We start from the raw sequence: 18,072 nt of genomic DNA on the forward strand, positions 1-18,072 counted from the left end.
CATTTCACAATACGGTCGGAAGCGACGCTCGTAACTATGATAATGCCTTCAATGACATCTCCATAGCGGCGACGGATAGATCGCTATTCAAGCATGGAAAAGTTTATAATCTGTAGCTGTTCTTAATTACGGAGAAACTCGGAAGACGCCACGATTTGCGCTATTTTTTCCGGCACATGCTCACCAGACTGAAATACTCTGATAATGGTACGAGCGAGCTTTTCTTTGTCTTCATCGGCGGCGGGGGAGCGGTTCAACAAAACACAGCAATGATTATATGCAGCCTGCAACACCTGCAAATCTTCAGGCGTGAAAGTTCCGTGATACTGGCTATTCCGAAATGGCATCCTGCTCTCCCTTTCGGGATTGAAGCGCGAGTTTGGCCGGAAAGCAACAGCATTTTCGCGGCCTTATATAGGTTCCTCAGGCTGTAAGCTTCACAAGGTTCGGGCCGGAGAGTATAAACTCTGCCGGAAGCGATATGAAAGGATATGCCGTGAAAATCGGAATCGTCACCGTGTCCGACCGCGCCGCTCACGGCGAATATGAGGATTTGAGCGGTCCTGCGATTGAAGTCTGGCTCAAGAGCGCTCTGATCCCGCCATATGAAGTGGTTAAACGCGTCATTCCCGATGGAATGGCATCCGTGCGCGACACACTTATAGAGCTGTGCGACGATCTGGCTTGCGATCTCGTTCTGACAACGGGCGGCACAGGCCCATCGCCGCGCGACGAGACGCCAGAGGCGATGCAGGCCATATTACATAAGGAACTGGCCGGCTTTGGAGAATTGATGCGACGCAAGAGCCTCGAACAGACGCCGACAGCCATTCTTTCGCGTCAGACCGCGGGTATCCGCGGCAAGAGTTTCATTCTCAACCTGCCGGGCAAACCTGCCTCCATCGCGATGACCCTGCAGGCGGTGTTCCCAGCAGTACCTTATTGTCTCGATCTTATCGGAGCGGGCCGTATCGAGACGGATCCATCCATTGTCAAGACGCACAGGCCGGGCTGAAAGTACTCATAATAAAAGCCGGATGCGAAATATTCGTATCCGGCTTTTTTCATGCGGCTTGACTATCAAGTCTTTTAGAGCGCGAAAAGATTAGAAGAAAGCCTTGAAACGCTCGGAATCATCCATGAATTCCTTCTCAGGGAACGGCTGCTCATGGGAACCGAATGGCATCTGCGCGCGCAGCTTCCAGGAAGCAGGTATATTCCATTCCTTAGCTACTTCTGTGTCGATCAGCGGATTGTAGTGCTGAAGACTCGCGCCGATACCGGCATGAGAGAATGCCAGCCAGACAGCAAATTGCGCCATGCCGCCAGCCTGCTCGGACCAGATTGGGAAGTTATCCGCGTAAAGCGCAAAGTTTTCTTGCAAATTCTTGACCACATCCTGATCTTCAAAGAACAGGACCGTGCCGGCACCGGAAGCAAAGCTGTCGACCTTGGCTTCAGTAGCAGCGAAGGAATCGGCAGGAACGATCTTGCGAAGCTCTTCCTTGACAAGACCCCATAGTTTTTCGCTTTGGGCGCCAAACAGGACGATAGCGCGCGAGCTTTGTGAATTGAAAGACGAAGGCGCATGCTTGATCGCGTCACGGATCAGGTTCGCGACAGCTTCTTGAGAGAGCGGAAGGGTCTTGCCAAGAGCATATTGGGTCCGGCGTTTCTTGAGAGAATCGATAAAGCTGTTGCTCATTCTTCTATCCTGTTCTTGCAATGATTATGCCCCTTCGGGAATGAGAGGCGGAAAGATGTGTCGCTATGAATATTGTGATTGTGGCGTCTAAACCAACCTGATTTTCTGAAACACACTGTCAACATATAGGGATGCTGCATGAGATCATCGCCGCTGTGAGACGAAGGCACCGAAACTGCCACCTTGAACACCACTGTTTAACTGGGAGCACCGCTTTGGGGCTTTTACCCTTGCGAAAAATCTGATCGAATTGATGGGATTATGACCGCAAGACCAAGGTGCGAGCGATTTGAAGTCTTTCATGATTATCGGGGGAGGCGCGAGTGGTGTGCTCATGGCCGCACAATTGCTGGGCCAGTCATCCGATACCACGGTGCAGATTTTCGAAAGCACGGGCAAGATCGGTGCGGGCATCGCCTATTCAACGCAGAATCCAAATCATCTGCTCAATGTCCGCGCGGGCAATATGAGTGCCTTTCCCAACAAGCCGGAAGACTTTCTCGACTGGTTGCGAACAAATTCGCGCGATGTCGGAGAACAGGGCTGGCAAGCGCAATCTTTTGCTCCGCGCGGCCTGTATCGCCATTATCTGAATGCTCTGCTCGCGCCATATCTGGATATGAACCCGCCGCGCGTTTTCATTGAGGCCATGCAGGCGGTCGATATTGCTCTGATCGAGGGCAAGCCGCAAGTGACGAGCATGTCGGGCGAGAAGTTTTCCGCCGAGGCGCTCATCATCGCCACGGGCAATGAAACGGCAATTGCCGCCTCTGGCGAGCATGTGGCCGAATATTGGTCCAGCAACGGCTATTTCGGCATTCCGGCAGACAAGCCGGTGGCAATATTCGGCACCGGCCTGTCAATGATCGACAGCGTGATTTCGTTGCTTGATAAAGGACATAGAGCCGAGATCCATGCCATTTCCAGACGCGGCCTGTTGCCTGCGCGCCATATTTCAGCACAACCGCTCTCCATAGCCGAGAAGGATCTGCCCATTGCGAACGGCTTGCCTGCCCTGGCGCGCCATATCCGTGCTCTGGTCGGGAGCAGCGGGGATTGGCGAAGCATCATAGACGGATTACACCCACATATGCAGCATATATGGGCAAATCTTCTGCCCGCCGAAAAGCAGAGTTTTTTGCAACATTTGCGGCCCTGGTGGGACGTGCATCGGCACCGCATGGCACCTGCGACTGCGGACCGGATCGAAGGCGCGCGTGCATCGGGGCAGCTTCGAATTACGGCGGCCCATCTCGTCGCCGTGCACAATAAAGATCGGCAAGTCATGGTCCGCTATCGCAAAAGGCGCGAGAGGACTGTGGAGGAAATCGACGTTGCCACCATCATCGACTGCCGGGGCGGCAATCCGCGCTTTTCAACCACGCGCAATCCCGCGCTCATAAGCCTCATGGAAAATGGGTTAGCCAGGCCCGATGTCACTGATCTGGGTCTGGATATTTCCAGCGATCTGCAAATCCTTGATGCGCGCGGAAAGACTGCCGGATCACTCTTCGCTCTTGGGCCGGTCACGAAAGGTGCTTTCTGGGAGGTAACGGCCATTCCGGATATCCGCGTACAGGCGCAACGATTGGCTCAGATTCTGCTGGAAGAATAAAACTGGGAGCATAGTGATCGCCGCTAAATTGGATAGCTCATGTCATTCATTTGCAAAATATGCGCGGCAATATGTCCGCTATTTAGCGCTTGTTCGGGAAATCTAATCGCAAGGATATGATTTCCTGATCGTTCGTAGGATAAAACGATTCAAATTATCGCGATAAGTCATTGAAAGCTATTGCCATAATATCTGTTAGCCGGTCATAATAAGGTCATCGGAATATATGATTCCTCTCGACAACCTACCGGAGCGTTCCTGTTGCTGTTTTCATGAGCGGTGCCTGCTTCGGATCAACCCTGATTACGGAATGGAGGCCAGTGGCGCATGACGACGGACGGCAGAATGCTTTTTTTGCTTGTCCTTCTTCCCTTTCTGGGTAGCGCCGTAACCGGACTTTTCAAGGGAGTGGACCGCACCGGGTCCGCATGGTTTACCGCAGCCATAGCACTCGTGGCTTTCGTGATCACCGCCAGTCTCTATCCTGTGGTTTCAGATGGCCGTGTCCTGCGCGGCACCATCGAATGGGTGCCAGCCTACGGCCTCAACGTTACCTTGCGCATGGATGGTTTTTCTTGGCTTTTCGCCATGCTGATAACCGGTATCGGCCTGTTGGTTGTGATCTATGCGCGCTATTATATGTCGCCGGACGACCCAGTTCCGCGTTTCTTTTCCTTTTTGCAAGCTTTCATGGGCGCAATGCTCGGCATTGTCCTTTCGGGCAATATCATTCTGCTCGCTGTCTTCTGGGAACTGACCAGCATTTTCTCGTTCCTGCTGATAGGTTACTGGTATCAGAACGCCAGCGCCCGCGACGGCGCGCGCATGGCGCTGACAGTCACCGGTATTGGCGGCTTTTGCTTGCTTGCCGGGGTCATATTGCTTGGCCATATCGTCGGCAGTTATGATCTCGACAAGGTGCTGGCATCGGGTAATCTCGTTCGCCAGCATCCGCTTTATACCGTCGCATTCCTTCTCATCCTGATGGCTGCTTTCACGAAAAGCGCGCAGTTCCCGTTCCATTTCTGGCTGCCGAATGCCATGGCTGCACCAACGCCGGTTTCCGCCTATCTGCATTCGGCAACCATGGTGAAAGCCGGAGTGTTCCTGCTTGCGCGTCTTTGGCCCGTCTTTGCAGGCACAGAAGAATGGTTCTGGATTTTGGGGGTCGGCGGGCTCACGACGCTGCTGATTGCAAGTTTCTTCGCTGTGTTCCAGCAGGATCTGAAAGGGCTTCTGGCCTATTCGACGATCAGCAATCTCGGCCTGATAACAGCGCTTTTAAGCTTGGGAAGCCCGCTTGCGACCGTTGCGGCAATCTTCCATATGGTCAACCATGCTATCTTCAAAGCATCGCTCTTTATGGCGGCAGGCATTATTGATCACGAAACCGGCACACGCGACATGCGCAAGCTGAGTGGCCTGTTGCGAGCGATGCCCTATACGGCCACCCTTGCAATGGTCGCCAGTGCCTCCATGGCCGGTGTTCCGCTTCTCAACGGCTTCATCTCCAAAGAAATGTTCTTCGCCGAAGCTGTTGAAACGCATATGGTTTCATGGCTTGACACGGTCACGCCCTATGTCGCGACGCTGGCGAGCATCTTCACAGTCGCCTATTCGATACGTTTCATCTATTCGACCTTTTTCGGTCCGCCGCCGGTCGACCTGCCGAAGGAGGCGCACGAGCCGCCTGCCTGGATGCGCCGGCCGATTGAGCTGCTCGTTTTGTTGTGTCTACTGATTGGAATCGTTCCCGGCCTTGCCATTGGACCGTTTCTACATTCGGCTGTGGTGTCGGTTCTAGGCGATGCAACACCAAATTATAGCCTCGCCGTCTGGCACGGCTTGAACTTGCCGCTCATGATGAGCTTCATCGCCATGATCGGCGGCATCTTCCTGCATTGGATGCTGAAAAATTACCTGGCGTCGAGCGAGGATGGCCCGCCGCTGTTCCGCCATCTTCAGGGACAGAGAATCTTTGAGCGGGTGCTTGTCACACTGTCGTGGAACTGGGCACGTAAGGCGGAAAGCTTCCTGAGTACACGCCGACTTCAGCCACAGCTGCGTATCGTGGTGGCCGTTGCCCTGGTCGCGGCTGCATGGCCTATTCTCGATAGCGGCATCAAGGCGGGTGTCCTTGCAGTACAGCCTGTCGACCCAATTTTTGCGGCTTTGTGGATATTGGGCGGCGCATGCGCAATCGGCGCGGCTTATCAGGCAAAGTATCATCGGCTGGCAGCCCTGATTCTTCTCGGCGGGGCAGGGCTTGTCACCTGCATTACCTTCATCTGGATGTCTGCACCGGATCTTGCCGTGACGCAATTGCTCGTCGAGATCGTCACCACCGTTCTACTTTTGCTGGGCCTGCGCTGGCTGCCCAAGCGCTGGCAGGACCCCGATCCGGTTCCGGCCAGAATTGGACCGAAAATTCGCCGCTATCGAGATTTCCTGTTGGCTATAACCAGTGGGGTTGGCGTTTTCATCATCGCTTACGCGACGATGACACGTCCGCTGCCCGATAGTATTGGCAATTTTTTCCTTGAGCATGCCTATTCAGGCGGCGGCGGCAGGAATGTTGTCAACGTCATTCTGGTCGATTTCCGCGCCTTCGATACGTTCGGAGAAATTGCTGTTCTGGGTATTGTCGGCCTAACGGTCTTCGCGCTTCTGCGACGATTCCGTCCAGCCCCCGACAGCACCGGATCGACTGAGCAGCAGAGAATTCAGGATGCCTATGACGAAGCCATGCCCGACCGCAGAACGGGCGAAACATTGATGGATTATCTGGCCGTACCTTCGGTCATCATGCAATGGCTGTTCCCGGTCATCATCGTGCTGGCGGTGCATTTGTTCCTGCGCGGGCACGACCTGCCAGGCGGCGGTTTTGCAGCCGGCATCACGCTGGCGATCGCCTTCCTGTTGCAATATCTGACCGCAGGAACCCGCTGGGTGGAAGACAGGTTGCGCATTCTTCCAGTGCGCTGGATCGGGATCGGGCTTTTATGCGCTGCTGCCACGGGCTCGGGGGCGTGGCTGTTTGGTTATCCGTTCCTCACCTCCTTCTTCCAGTATATCGACATACCTCATATCGGAAGAATGCCTGCCGCAAGCGCTCTTCTTTTCGATTTCGGTGTTTTCGCGCTCGTCGTCGGCGCGACAGTCCTGATCCTGATCGCTCTTGCGCACCAGTCGATCCGCAAACATCGCGTTGAAAAAATCGCGGCTGCGAAGGAGGAGAACTGATGGAACTGGTTCTCTCTGTCGCAATCGGCGTTCTGATGGCTTCGGGCGTGTGGCTCATTCTGCGCCCACGCACTTTTCAGGTCGCCATCGGCTTGTCACTCGTATCCTATGCCGTCAACCTGTTCATCTTTTCCATGGGCAGATTGCGCACCAACGCGCCGCCCGTGCTTGAATCCGGCCTCGATGTTCAAGCGGCGCAATATACGGACCCGGTTCCGCAAGCTCTGGTGCTGACTGCCATTGTTATCGGTTTTGCAATGACCGCACTTTTCCTTGTCGTGCTGCTCGCTTCACGCGGGCTGACACGCACCGATCATGTTGATGGCAAGGAGAATTGATGATGGACTGGAAATCGCATCTTATCATCGCCCCCATTCTCCTGCCGCTTGTAACTGCGGCGCTGCTGCTCATGTTCGATGAGCGCAAGCGCAAGCTGAAAATGGCAATCAACTCCATTTCGATCCTCATGCTGATCGTAATCGCCTTCACGCTACTCAATATTGCACGGGAAATGGCTCCACGCGCCGATGTCTACCTGATTGGCAACTGGCCTGCGCCGTTCGGCATTGTGCTGGTGCTCGATCAGTTGGCAGCGCTCATGCTCGTTCTCTCCAGCTTGCTGGGAATGGCAGCACTGAGCTTCGCACTGGCGCACTGGCACAAGGCAAGCCCGCATTTTCATACGATTTTCCAACTCTTGCTGATGGGGCTGAACGGCGCATTCCTTACCGGTGATCTGTTCAATCTCTTCGTCTTCTTTGAGGTTCTGCTGGCCGCATCATATGGCTTGGCGCTGCACGGTTCCGGTCCGGCACGCGTGAAGGCTGGCCTGCATTATATCGCGATCAATCTGGTGTCTTCGTCGCTGTTTCTGATTGGCGTCAGCCTGATTTACGGCGTGACCGGCACTCTCAATATGGCCGATCTTGCCCAGCGTATTTCACAGGTAGCTGCCGAAGATCGCATGCTTCTGGAAGCAGGGGCCGCGACTCTTGGCGTAGCTTTCCTCATCAAGGCAGGCATGTGGCCTCTCAATTTCTGGCTCGCTCCAACCTATACCGCCGCCGCTGCACCCGTCGCCGCGATCTTCGTTATCATGAGCAAGGTTGGCATCTATGTGCTGCTGCGCCTTTCGCCCCTGATGTTCGGCATCGGCGCAGGCTCGTCCTACGGGTTCGGCAATGACTGGCTCTATTATGGCGGCATGGTCACGCTTGCTTTCGGGCTGATCGGTGTAGTCGCATCGCAGGCAATGGGCCGTCTTGCCAGTTACAGCATTTTGGTCTCATCCGGCACGCTGCTGGCCGCAATCGGCAGCGGCAATACAACGATGACCGGCGCAGCCCTTTTCTATATGATCAGCTCCACCCTGACGATTGCCGCCTTTTTTCTGCTGATCGAGCTTGTCGAGCGTGGTCAGGACGCCGCTGCAAACGTTCTCGCCGTGACGATGGAAGCCTATGGCGATGACGAGGAAGAAGAAGAGGAAGAGGAAGTGGGGGCTGTTCTGCCCGCAACGCTCGCCATTCTTGGAACCTTCTTTGCCATTTGCGCCATATTGCTGATTGGCCTGCCGCCATTTTCAGGCTTTATTGCCAAATTTCTTCTGCTTGCAGCCGTGTTCAACGGCGAAGGCAGCACGCCGCAACTGGCCATGCCGGTCAGCCCAGCAAGCTGGGTGTTCATTACACTCATTCTTCTGTCCGGCCTCTCGGCGCTGATTGCGATGACGCGTACCGGCATACGCACGTTCTGGGCATCGCTGGAAGGCAATGTGCCACGCGTCCTGGTGCGCGAAGCGGTGCCGATTGCCGGCCTGCTGGCCGTGTGTTTGGCATTGACCATCGCAGCCGGACCGGCCATGCAGTATATGGATGCGACCGCGCGCGCCCTGCATAGTCCGGAGGATTATATTGATAGCGTCCTCAGCGCACCGCGCGCAGGAGGAGAAAGGGTGGAGGCGCAATGAAAAAAATCCTGCCTTACCCGCTGCTGTTTGGTTCGCTGGTTCTGTTCTGGCTCCTGCTCAGCGGCTTTACGCGCGCGCAGTTTCTGCTTGGCGTACTCATCGCATTGCTTGCATGCCATGCCATGACCGCGCTGGAGCCAAAGAAAAACCATATACGCTCCATTCCGGCAATCGTATCACTGTTCGCAGCGGTCAGTCTGGATATTCTGAACTCGAATATCGCTGTAGTGAAGCTGATTCTGTCGCCGCGACGAGAACGTCACCCGGGGTTCGTCATCATTCCGCTTGAGCTGGAAAACAGCGCGGGGCTGGCCGTGCTTGCCTGTATAATCACGGCCACGCCCGGAACGGCCTGGGTGGACTATAATGTGGCACGCCGAACCCTTACGATCCATGTGCTCGATCTGGAGGACGCGAAAGCCTGGCGCGATACGGTCAAGCAGCGTTACGAGCTGCCGCTGATCCGCATATTCGGTGCAAAAGAAGCAATCGAAGATGGACAGCCAGCCAAAGAGGAGAAATCGGCATGAGCGCAGTTATTATCTTCTGGTCTCTGCTTGCCGCCCAGCTCATGCTTGTCGCGGCCATGGGGTGTAGTGTCTATCGGCTGTTGGTCGGCCCGCGCGCGCAGGACCGCATTCTGGCTACCGATGCGCTTTATCTCAATTCGCTGCTGCTGCTGCTCACATTCGGTATCCGCACAGGAAACATCATCTATTTCGAGGCTGCTCTGATCATTGCGCTGCTTAGTTTTGTCGGAACGGTGGCGCTTGCCAAATTTCTGATGCGCGGGGAGGTGATCGAATGATCGGAGCCGCTGACTTGCCCGTCTGGGCTGCTATTCTCGTTTCGCTTTTTCTTGTCGCCGGTGCACTCCTGACCTTAATCGGATGCATCGGACTTGTGCGCTTCACAAGCTTTTATGAGCGCCTGCATGCCCCTACCATCGGTTCTACATTCGGAGCCGGGGGAATATTGATCGCATCGATCATATTTTTCTCCATCTTGCAATCCAAGCCGATTTTGCATGAAGTGCTGATTGCTGTCTTTGTGGTCGTCACAACGCCGGTAACGCTCATGCTGTTAAGCCGCGCCGTGATCCACCGCGATCAGACGCATGACAGCAAGGAGCTTCCTTCATCTTCCGACCTTCAGTGAAGGACGGAAGCTTGGAGCGTCCGCATTTGGAGGGATGCGGGATCTGCGGCTAAGTGTCCATATGCATCTTGCAATCGGACATGCAGGTTGAAGTGGTGGAGAAACTGATTTATCTGAATTTTCAGTAATTTCTGAAAATTCAGAAATTACGGGAGAGAGAGCTTGGAATTATCGCCAATCGTTCAGTCGTTCGTGCTTCATTTCGGGGAGATGGGTAGCCGGTGGGGCATCAATCGCACGGTGGGGCAGATTTATGCACTGCTTTACCTTTCGACCGAACCACTATGTGCTGATGAGATCGTGGACGCACTCCGCGTTTCACGTTCGAATGTCTCTATGGGTATCCGCGAGTTGCAGGGCTGGAACCTTGTCATCCTCAAGCACATACCCGGCGATCGCCGTGATTTTTACACAACGCCCGAGGATGTATGGCAGATTTTACGCACGCTGGCGGAAGAACGCAAGAAGCGCGAGATTGACCCGACCTTGAGCGTGCTGCGAGAAGTACTCATGGAGCAGCCACAAGACGACAAGGACCGCTACGCACAGGACCGCATGAAGGACATGTATGCTCTGATCGAGCGGCTGACCAACTGGTATGATGACGTCAAGAAGCTCGACACGGACAGATTGACCAGCCTTCTGGCACTTGGCGCCAAGGTGACTCGGTTCCTTGAAACCACAGACAAAATCGTGGCGCTGGGACGCGGGAGGACATCGGCCAAAAAGGAGCCTAAACAAGAGTGACATCCGTTGCCCCCCGAACGGAAGAAGCGGCCCGGCAGAAAAGCGGAGCAACAGGCGAAAAGCCTCGCCAACGCCGCCGTCAGGTTCCGTTGCCGCTCAAGAGGGGGGCAAGGCTACAGGCTTTGGCCGCGCTTTTATGGCTGCCGCAGGCCGCACTTCTGGCCTATGGCGTCGGCCAGCTTGCCGATACCGGCTTTGATGCCACCATATATTATCTCGCCAGCGGCTTGTTCTTAATCGGTTGCCTCCGCAGCATGCTGGACGGGCGCGGTGCGATAATGGCTTATGATGCAGCGCGAGTGGAACTGACCCGGTTGCGGGGAAGGGCTATTGCTACCCTCTCGCAGCGCTCACCGCTCGACATATCGCGGCCTGCCTCCGGCGTAGCTGCCAGCGTGCTTGCCGAGCAAGCGGAAATGGTCGTTCCTTATCTGTCGCGTTTCGTGCCGGTACGCATTCGCATCATGCTTGTTCCGCTGGCTATTTTTGCCACTGTCTTGTGGTTCTCATGGGTGGCAGCACTGATTTTGCTCATAGCCGCGCCTTTGATCCCACTTTTCATGGCCTTGATTGGCTGGCGCGCGCAGGCAGCAAGCGAAAAGCAGCTTGTGGCGCTCGGCGATATGAACGGGTTTTTGCTCGACCGCCTGCGTGGGCTTGCGACAATCCGCAGTTTTCATGCGGTTGATATGACGGCTTTGCGCCTGCGCGCCAATGCGGAAACGCTGCGCGCAAAAACAATGATCGTGTTGCGTATTGCCTTTTTGTCATCGGCTGTTCTGGAACTTTTTTCGGCGCTCGGTGTCGCCATGGTCGCGGTCTATATCGGCTTTCATCTTCTAGGCCCCCTGAGTTTCGGCGCGTGGGGGGATAAGCTCAGCTTGGCCGAAGGCCTGTTCATCCTACTGCTTTCGCCTGCATTTTTCGAGCCTCTGCGCGATCTGTCCGCCGTCTGGCACGACCGGGCATCGGGCGAAGCCGCAATCGATGCGCTTGAAGATTTGGCTCGACATGAAATGCCCATCGTCGGCAGCACCAAGATGGAAGTTAAAGCCGATATGGCCTCCTCCATTATGCTGCGTGATATTGGTTTTCGATATGCCGATGGTGCGAAGGTTTTCACCAATTTCAGCTTGGATATAAAGCCGGGCGAGCATGTCGCACTACTCGCGCCAAGCGGTTGCGGGAAATCGACATTGCTGGCGCTGATTGCCGGTCTGGCCGCACCCCAGCGAGGCGAAATCAAAATCGGCAACGTAACCCTACAGGATGAAACCGCCGCAACCTTGCGGGGCCAGATGCAGTGGATCGGCCAGAAGCCGCATATTTTTGCTGGCAGCGCCCGGCACAATATTACGCTTGGCCGCGATGCTGACGTGACGGAAACCGTAGCTATCATTGATCAGATGGCGTTGAGCCATGTTGCAGGTGTGACTGGCAATGGGCTGATCGGCGAAAACGGTGCAGGACTTTCGGGCGGTGAAGCATTGCGGCTCGCGCTAGCACGCATCGCGGTTGATGCGAAATCGAGTATTATTCTCGCGGATGAGCCGACCGCACATCTCGACCATGAAACAGCAAAGCGCGTGGCAGACAGCCTGATAAGTCTTGCCAAGGGCAAAACCCTGATTATCTCAACTCATGATGAAACGCTTGCACGCAGGCTGGATCGTGTTGTTCGGCTCGGTGATATGAGTGGGGATGAGCCACTCTGGCAGAAAAGGGCCGCAGAATGAAAGGACTGCGATCACTTCGTCCTATCCTGCGCATGTTCTTCTGCACCGGAGGGCCCGCTTTGTATGCGGGCATCGCAACTGCAACCGCCACGGTACTTGCAGGTATCGCGCTGCTAGGACTTTCGGGCTGGTTCATCACCGCAACGGCCATTGCGGGCCTGAGCATTGCCACAGCTATCGTCTTCGATGTGTTCGCGCCCGCCGCAGGTATCCGGCTTCTGGCGGTCACGCGCACCGGCGCGCGCTATCTGGAACGGCTAGTGACCCATGATGCGACACTCGCCATTCTTGCGTCTCTACGCGAAAAACTGTTCCGCAGCTGGGCGCGGCCATCAGTTGCCGGTGCGTTACTGAAACGCCCGGCGCGGCTCTTGTTCCGGCTTACTGCCGATATTGACGCGCTCGATTCGCTTTATCTTCGCGTCATCGTGCCCATGGGCGCGGCCTTTGCGACCGCACTCGTTGCAAGCATAGCACTTGGTCTCATGTCACCGATTTTGGGGATTCTCTTTGCTTCGGTTCTTCTGACCGCGGGTATCGGCTTGCCGCTTATCGCCGCTAAACGCTCCGAGAAACCCATGCGCCAGCGCGCAAAGGGAACTGAAGCGCTACGCGCGCGGACCATTGATCTGGTTGCGGGGCAGACGGAACTGCTCATGGCTGACAGGATGGCGGCTCAGCATACAGCTATTGCGCGCGCCGATGCCTATACCGCTTCCGCTGACCATGTTTTGAACCGCATTGAAATTGCAGCTGGAACGGGCTTGGGCATTCTGCATGCAGGCCTTCTAGCTGGCGGACTTGTCGGTGTCGGGCTGCTCATGCAAGCTGGAATCATCGGCGCGCCAGTAGCGGCTTTGGGCATCCTCATCATTCTCGGCGCGATGGAGCCTTTCATGGCGCTGCGGCGTGGTGCTATGGAGCTTGGCCGCACAATTCTTGCTGCACAGCGCGTTGGCCCTCAACTGGATAAAGCCGATACGGCAAAAGCCTTTCCCGTGCCTGCTCGGGGTGTTGCGGTGAGCCTCAACCAAGTTACTGTTCACCATGAAGGTTCGGCGACGGCAGCGCTTGAAGGGATCGATCTTGAAATCGCGCAAGGCGAACGGGTGGCTATCATTGGAGCCAGCGGCGCCGGAAAATCAACGCTTTTCAATGTTCTGGCCGGAGAAGTTACTGCTGGAAGCGGCAGTGTTCAGACATTGCCCGTACGCCTTCTGACGCAGAGGACCGAGCTTTTTCAGGGTAGCCTTCGCAATAATCTGCAACTTGCAAAACCTGGCGCGAGCGACGCGGAACTTCTTTGTGCCTTGCAGGCAGCGGGCCTTGGCGAATTCATGCAGACCCAGTCGGCAGAACTGGACACGGTTCTGGGCGAGGGGGGGCTTGGCCTGTCCGGCGGGCAGGCGAGGCGGCTGGCGCTGGCAAGGCTTTTTCTGACCGATGCACCTTTATGGCTTCTGGATGAACCAACCGAAGGGCTGGATCAGGCCACAGCCGATGATGTACTTTACAGACTCGGCCAGCAAGCCGAAGACCGCACATTGTTAATAGCAACACATATTCAGCGCGAAGCACGACTTTGCGATCATCTTATTGTTTTGGATCAGGGCGTTCTCATTGACTCCGCAGTTAAAAGTGAGTCACGTTTTGGCAACATAGTCGGTGCCCTGAGGTGAATTATGCGCAGAGGGCTGCGTTGAGACGCAGCCCCATAACATCAGGAGGGCCGTATATTACGGCTTAAAAAGATGGAATTCGATATCGTCACCCTCTCGCGATTGCAGTTTGCAATCACGGCACTTTATCACTTCCTCTTCGTACCTCTGACATTGGGGCTGTCCGTGCTGCTGGCCATCATGGAGACTGTATATGTCATGACCGGAAGGCTCATCTGGCGGCAGATGACCAAATTCTGGGGTACGTTGTTCGGCATCAACTTCGTTATGGGTGTCGCGACAGGCATCGTAATGGAATTCCAGTTTGGCATGAACTGGAGCTATTACAGCCAGTACGTGGGTGATATTTTCGGTGCACCGCTGGCAATTGAAGGCTTGATGGCCTTCTTTCTGGAAGCGACCTTTGTTGGGCTGTTCTTCTTCGGCTGGGACCGACTTTCCAAGGTCGGCCATCTGATGGCCACCTATGCGGTCGCAGCCGGATCGAATTTTTCCGCGCTCTGGATTCTGATCGCTAATGGCTGGATGCAGAATCCCGTCGGCTCAGCTTTCAATCCTGAAACCATGCGCATGGAAATTACCGATTTCTTCGCCGTCCTGATGAACCCAGTCGCGCAGGCCAAATTCGTTCATACCGTTTCGGCAGGCTATGCAACCGCTTCGATCTTCGTCCTCGGTATCTCGGCTTGGTATCTGTTGAAGGGACGCTCCGTTGAACTGGCCAAGCGCTCACTGACAGTTGCTGCTTCCTTCGGCCTGGCCGCTTCGCTGTCGGTTGTCGTTCTGGGCGACGAGAGCGGTTATCTCACCAATGAACATCAGAAGATGAAAATTGCGGCTATTGAAGCCATGTGGGAAACCGAACCCGCTCCCGCATCATTCACCGCCTTCGGCTTCCCCGATCAGGAAGCGCGCGAAACCCATTATGCAGTCCATATTCCATGGGTCATGGGTCTGATCGGCACGCGCTCGCTCACCACTCCGATTCAGGGTATCGATGAATTGGTTCAAAGCGCAGAAGGTCATATACGCGCCGGGATCGTCGCCTATGACGCTCTGCAAAAAATTCGGGCCACAGGCGACACGAATGCTGTTCCGCAGGACGTCAAGGACGCCTTTGCCAACAACAGCCAGTGGATGGGTTACGCGCTGCTTCTCAAGCGCTATGTAGACGACCCACGCACGGCGACCGACGAGCAGATCGCCCAGGCTGCGAATGACACGGTTCCCGGTGTGCTGCCATTGTTCTGGGCTTTCCGCATTATGGTCGGCATCGGCTTCTTTCTCATCCTGCTCACCAGCACATTTTTCGTGCTGTCGGCGCGGCGATCGCTAGATCGTTATCCGTTCCTGCTCAAGATTGCGGTGCTCGCCATCCCACTACCATGGATCGCCGCCGAGATGGGCTGGATTGTTGCGGAATTCGGTCGCCAGCCATGGGTTATCGAGGGCATTCTGCCGACGGCCGTCGCGGTTTCTAACCTTGGCGCTTCGACCGTTTTGCTCACTATCGTCGGTTTCGTAGCCATCTATACGGCCCTGTTTATCATCGAAATGGGCCTGATGCTGCGCGCCATCAAAGCCGGGCCTGACCCCGACAGCAACCCCGAAGCCGTGCTCGCTCCCACCAGCATTGCACCAGCGGAGTAAAGATCATGATACTCAGCGAATTGTTGGACTATGAAACCCTGCGCATCATCTGGTGGGTGCTGATCGGCGTCTTGCTGATCGGCTTCGCAGCAATGGATGGCTTCGACCTTGGGATCGGTACGCTTTTGCCGTTTATCGGCAAAACCGACGTCGAACGCCGCGTTATCATCAATACGATCGGCCCGATCTGGGAAGGCAATCAAGTCTGGCTGGTTGTCGCGGGGGCGTCGCTCTTCGCCGCATGGCCGCCGCTCTATGCCGTGTCTTTTTCCGGCTTCTATCTGGCGATGTTCCTCATCATCTTTGCTCTGATTCTGCGTCCGGTCGGTTTCAAGTATCGTTCCAAGCGCGAGAGCCAAAGCTGGCGCTCGGGCTGGGACTGGGCACTGTTCATCGGCGGTTTCGTACCCGCGCTGATTTTCGGTGTTGCGGTCGGCAATGTGCTTCAAGGTGTGCCGTTCCGCTTCAACGATGATTTGCAGATATTCTATGACGGGTCATTCTTCGGTCTGCTCAACCCGTTTGCACTTTTATGCGGCGTTCTTTCGGTCACAATGCTGGCCATGCACGGTGCCGCATGGCTTACCCTGAAAACGACCGGCGAATTACAGACGCGCGCACGCGCCTATGGCAGCACCGCAGCACTTGCCACGCTGATTCTTTATATACTGGCGGGCATCATAAGCTGGCTATGGATATCGGGCTATCGTATCACGAGTGCGATTGTCACCGATGGCCCTTCAAATCCGCTGCGCAAGACCGTGGAACTCGACCCTGGCGCATGGTTCGTCAATTATGCAAGTCACCCGGTTCTGCTGATTGCACCGGCACTTGGCATTCTTGGAGCGCTCGCAGTGCTCATCACGCTGCGCAGTGGACGCGAGGTTGCGCCGCTTTTGTTCGGCAAACTGTCGATCTTCGGGATAATCTCGTCGGTCGGCGTCTCGATGTTCCCGTTCATCCTGCCATCTTCGACTGACCCCAGGTCGAGCCTGACCGTCTGGGACTCGTCATCAAGCCATCTGACCCTGTTTATCATGCTGGTGGTGACGCTGATCTTCCTGCCGCTTATCGTCATCTATACGTCGTGGGTCTACAAGGTTCTGTGGGGCAAAGTCGACAAGGACATGATCGAGGACGAAAGCAATCACGCCTATTGAACAATACCTGATCCGGGAAAGGAGAATAAAATGTGGTATTTTTCCTGGCTGCTCGGCCTGCCGCTGGCTGCCGCTTTCGCCGTTCTCAACGCCATGTGGTATGAGTTGATGGACGACCGGGCGCGCAAACGTCTTTCAGAAGATCCGACAGCCGAGCTGGCGCGTATCAGCAACAACCATCATTGAGCGGTCCGTTCCGTCATAGGATCAAAAACCGTCCCATGTTGGGATTTTGGGCAAGGGCTTGATAGAAAGCGTTTCAGCACCAGTTGCACCGCTCCCGTCAAACCGTCCGCGGCAGGCTCGACCAGCAGTTTCTGCTGATGGTCTGGTAAATATTCTCTATAGAAGCGGGCCATGCCGCCGAGCAGGCTTATGCGCTCTACCCCTTGCAAAATCAGCATATCCAGTGTCTCTCCAACATAGGCGACAGACCGCTTGAGTAGCATAAGTGCGGTCAGGTCGCCCCGTTGCGCATAGTCGAAAATGCGGGGAGCATATCGACCATAGTCGGCAGGAACAGCTTTACGGCCAAACTCCACCAGATTGTCGGGTTTATTGTCGAATTCATTGAGGAGGGCACTGATCAAAGGGCTGCCGGGATGAATGCCGTCATGCACGAGCAGACATTCCTGCAACAGGCTCTGACCGAGGCGGGCACCGCTGCCCAGATCGCTCAAGGGGAAGCCCCAACCGCCGATGAAACGGATTTTCCCCTCATTACGGATAATATAGGCTGTGCCGGTTCCAAGAATGACGACGACGCCGTCCTGATCGCCCAGCGCGCCTTGGAGCGCTATCAAACCGTCTGATTCAACCTCCGTATGCGCAAAAGGCATGGCTTGCGCAATCGCAGTTCCAGCTCCCGCTATATTAGCGCCAGCCAGTCCAAGGAATGCATGGCTCCGGGCGTAATGCACTTGCTCCAGCCCGGCTTGCGCAAAAGCCGCATCGATTGCGGTTCGTATATTGACAAGCGCACCTTCAAGATTGGTGACGATGTTAGCCGGCCCGCCGCATCCTTGACCAAGAAAGACGCCGTTGACGTCTGCGATAGCGGCACGGCAGCCCGTGCCGCCGCCATCAACCCCGATAAAGAATTCCGCCATCAAGTCCTCCGGATTCGATGTTCCTTAATAGCATTAGAGCGCATTCCAAAAAAACCAAAACCGATTTTCGGAATGTGCAAAAACAAATTACCCTTCCGTTCGTAGAGCAGGCGCTAATGACTGAGAAGCATACCTTGATCAATAGCCTCTTTCATGCAGGCATCCGAGGATAGTATCTGCGATGCCAGCAGAAACTACTCATTCCCCAACCCGACAGGCGGACCTCCATTTTTCACGATGGCAATGGCGGTGGCATCCCTCTTCTTTCAGCTTATAGAATATTTCTGTGTGATAGAATACA

The 18,072-nt window shown here is 55.4% G+C and carries 17 protein-coding genes; 14 read left to right on the forward strand and 3 right to left on the reverse strand.

All coding sequences use genetic code 11. The features are described 5' to 3' along the window. Positions 1 to 122 precede the first annotated feature (122 nt). On the reverse strand, positions 123 to 347 hold the full coding sequence (locus KUG47_RS06990; protein WP_217677229.1) for a hypothetical protein: 225 nt from the start codon (positions 345 to 347) through the stop codon (positions 123 to 125). Between the two features lie 149 nt (positions 348 to 496). On the opposite strand from KUG47_RS06990, the gene mog reads away from it, so the two are divergent. Further along, positions 497 to 1,015 (forward strand): molybdopterin adenylyltransferase, encoded by a 519-nt coding sequence (mog, locus tag KUG47_RS06995; RefSeq protein WP_217677230.1) that lies wholly within the window; start codon positions 497 to 499, stop codon positions 1,013 to 1,015. A gap of 90 nt (positions 1,016 to 1,105) precedes the next feature. Here mog and KUG47_RS07000 read toward each other — a convergent pair whose 3' ends face one another. Continuing rightward, a complete protein-coding gene (locus KUG47_RS07000; RefSeq protein ID WP_217677231.1) occupies positions 1,106 to 1,705 on the reverse strand; it encodes a nitroreductase family protein in 600 nt (199 codons plus the stop codon). Positions 1,706 to 1,994: 289 nt separating this feature from the next. Between KUG47_RS07000 and KUG47_RS07005 the strand changes: the two genes are divergently transcribed. From KUG47_RS07005 to cydX, 13 genes are all read left to right on the forward strand, one after another. After that, the gene (locus tag KUG47_RS07005; RefSeq protein WP_217677232.1) at positions 1,995 to 3,320 is read left to right on the forward strand and encodes an FAD/NAD(P)-binding protein; all 1,326 of its coding nucleotides are present in this window, start codon (positions 1,995 to 1,997) and stop codon (positions 3,318 to 3,320) included. A 327-nt stretch (positions 3,321 to 3,647) separates the two neighbouring features. Next, a complete protein-coding gene (locus KUG47_RS07010) occupies positions 3,648 to 6,563 on the forward strand; it encodes a monovalent cation/H+ antiporter subunit A (protein WP_217677233.1) in 2,916 nt (971 codons plus the stop codon). Further along, positions 6,563 to 6,901 carry a Na+/H+ antiporter subunit C gene (locus KUG47_RS07015; protein ID WP_217677234.1) on the forward strand — a complete coding sequence of 113 codons (339 nt, stop codon included), beginning with the start codon at positions 6,563 to 6,565 and terminating at the stop codon, positions 6,899 to 6,901. The genes KUG47_RS07010 and KUG47_RS07015 overlap by 1 nt, the downstream gene beginning before the upstream one ends. Before the next feature lie 2 nt (positions 6,902 to 6,903). Further along, positions 6,904 to 8,532 (forward strand): monovalent cation/H+ antiporter subunit D, encoded by a 1,629-nt coding sequence (locus KUG47_RS07020; protein ID WP_217677400.1) that lies wholly within the window; start codon positions 6,904 to 6,906, stop codon positions 8,530 to 8,532. After that, a complete protein-coding gene (locus KUG47_RS07025; protein ID WP_217677235.1) occupies positions 8,529 to 9,062 on the forward strand; it encodes a Na+/H+ antiporter subunit E in 534 nt (177 codons plus the stop codon). The genes KUG47_RS07020 and KUG47_RS07025 overlap by 4 nt, the downstream gene beginning before the upstream one ends. Continuing rightward, on the forward strand, positions 9,059 to 9,340 hold the full coding sequence (locus tag KUG47_RS07030; protein ID WP_217677236.1) for a K+/H+ antiporter subunit F: 282 nt from the start codon (positions 9,059 to 9,061) through the stop codon (positions 9,338 to 9,340). Before KUG47_RS07025 ends, KUG47_RS07030 begins: the two co-directional genes overlap by 4 nt. Then, entirely contained in the window at positions 9,337 to 9,690 is a 354-nt protein-coding gene (gene mnhG, locus KUG47_RS07035; RefSeq protein ID WP_217677237.1) for a monovalent cation/H(+) antiporter subunit G, read from the forward strand. The genes KUG47_RS07030 and mnhG overlap by 4 nt, the downstream gene beginning before the upstream one ends. A gap of 162 nt (positions 9,691 to 9,852) precedes the next feature. Next, the gene (locus KUG47_RS07040; protein WP_217677238.1) at positions 9,853 to 10,437 is read left to right on the forward strand and encodes a GbsR/MarR family transcriptional regulator; all 585 of its coding nucleotides are present in this window, start codon (positions 9,853 to 9,855) and stop codon (positions 10,435 to 10,437) included. Beyond that, positions 10,434 to 12,173 (forward strand): thiol reductant ABC exporter subunit CydD, encoded by a 1,740-nt coding sequence (gene cydD / locus KUG47_RS07045; RefSeq protein ID WP_217677239.1) that lies wholly within the window; start codon positions 10,434 to 10,436, stop codon positions 12,171 to 12,173. The genes KUG47_RS07040 and cydD overlap by 4 nt, the downstream gene beginning before the upstream one ends. Next, positions 12,170 to 13,852, forward strand: a complete 1,683-nt coding sequence (locus tag KUG47_RS07050; protein WP_217677240.1) for an amino acid ABC transporter ATP-binding/permease protein — start codon at positions 12,170 to 12,172, stop codon at positions 13,850 to 13,852. The genes cydD and KUG47_RS07050 overlap by 4 nt, the downstream gene beginning before the upstream one ends. Before the next feature lie 72 nt (positions 13,853 to 13,924). Next, positions 13,925 to 15,502 carry a cytochrome ubiquinol oxidase subunit I gene (locus tag KUG47_RS07055; RefSeq protein WP_217677241.1) on the forward strand — a complete coding sequence of 526 codons (1,578 nt, stop codon included), beginning with the start codon at positions 13,925 to 13,927 and terminating at the stop codon, positions 15,500 to 15,502. A gap of 5 nt (positions 15,503 to 15,507) precedes the next feature. Continuing rightward, positions 15,508 to 16,662: a cytochrome d ubiquinol oxidase subunit II gene (cydB, locus tag KUG47_RS07060; RefSeq protein ID WP_217677242.1), complete on the forward strand. Its 1,155-nt coding sequence runs from the start codon at positions 15,508 to 15,510 to the stop codon at positions 16,660 to 16,662. A 30-nt stretch (positions 16,663 to 16,692) separates the two neighbouring features. Continuing rightward, on the forward strand, positions 16,693 to 16,848 hold the full coding sequence (cydX, locus tag KUG47_RS07065; protein WP_217677243.1) for a cytochrome bd-I oxidase subunit CydX: 156 nt from the start codon (positions 16,693 to 16,695) through the stop codon (positions 16,846 to 16,848). On the opposite strand, the gene KUG47_RS07070 is transcribed toward cydX, so the two are convergent. After that, a complete protein-coding gene (locus tag KUG47_RS07070; RefSeq protein ID WP_217677244.1) occupies positions 16,842 to 17,771 on the reverse strand; it encodes a glucosamine kinase nucleotide-binding domain-containing protein in 930 nt (309 codons plus the stop codon). The two genes, cydX and KUG47_RS07070, sit on opposite strands and share 7 nt — an antisense overlap. Between the last annotated feature and the right edge of the window lie 301 nt (positions 17,772 to 18,072).

It is taken from the genome of Falsochrobactrum tianjinense (assembly GCF_019100495.1).
Classification (GTDB): domain Bacteria; phylum Pseudomonadota; class Alphaproteobacteria; order Rhizobiales; family Rhizobiaceae; genus Brucella; species Brucella tianjinense.

Coding starts and splice junctions, on each gene's coding strand:
- KUG47_RS07030 (WP_217677236.1), top strand. CDS start 9,059: ATGAGCGCAGTTATTATCTTCTGGTCTCTGCTTGCCGCCCAGCTCATG.
- KUG47_RS07050 (WP_217677240.1), top strand. CDS start 12,170: ATGAAAGGACTGCGATCACTTCGTCCTATCCTGCGCATGTTCTTCTGC.
- mnhG (WP_217677237.1), top strand. CDS start 9,337: ATGATCGGAGCCGCTGACTTGCCCGTCTGGGCTGCTATTCTCGTTTCG.
- KUG47_RS07070 (WP_217677244.1), bottom strand. CDS start 17,771: ATGGCGGAATTCTTTATCGGGGTTGATGGCGGCGGCACGGGCTGCCGT.
- KUG47_RS06990 (WP_217677229.1), bottom strand. CDS start 347: ATGCCATTTCGGAATAGCCAGTATCACGGAACTTTCACGCCTGAAGAT.
- KUG47_RS07025 (WP_217677235.1), top strand. CDS start 8,529: ATGAAAAAAATCCTGCCTTACCCGCTGCTGTTTGGTTCGCTGGTTCTG.
- KUG47_RS07010 (WP_217677233.1), top strand. CDS start 3,648: ATGACGACGGACGGCAGAATGCTTTTTTTGCTTGTCCTTCTTCCCTTT.
- cydX (WP_217677243.1), top strand. CDS start 16,693: ATGTGGTATTTTTCCTGGCTGCTCGGCCTGCCGCTGGCTGCCGCTTTC.
- KUG47_RS07055 (WP_217677241.1), top strand. CDS start 13,925: ATGGAATTCGATATCGTCACCCTCTCGCGATTGCAGTTTGCAATCACG.
- KUG47_RS07020 (WP_217677400.1), top strand. CDS start 6,904: ATGGACTGGAAATCGCATCTTATCATCGCCCCCATTCTCCTGCCGCTT.
- KUG47_RS07015 (WP_217677234.1), top strand. CDS start 6,563: ATGGAACTGGTTCTCTCTGTCGCAATCGGCGTTCTGATGGCTTCGGGC.
- KUG47_RS07000 (WP_217677231.1), bottom strand. CDS start 1,705: ATGAGCAACAGCTTTATCGATTCTCTCAAGAAACGCCGGACCCAATAT.
- cydB (WP_217677242.1), top strand. CDS start 15,508: ATGATACTCAGCGAATTGTTGGACTATGAAACCCTGCGCATCATCTGG.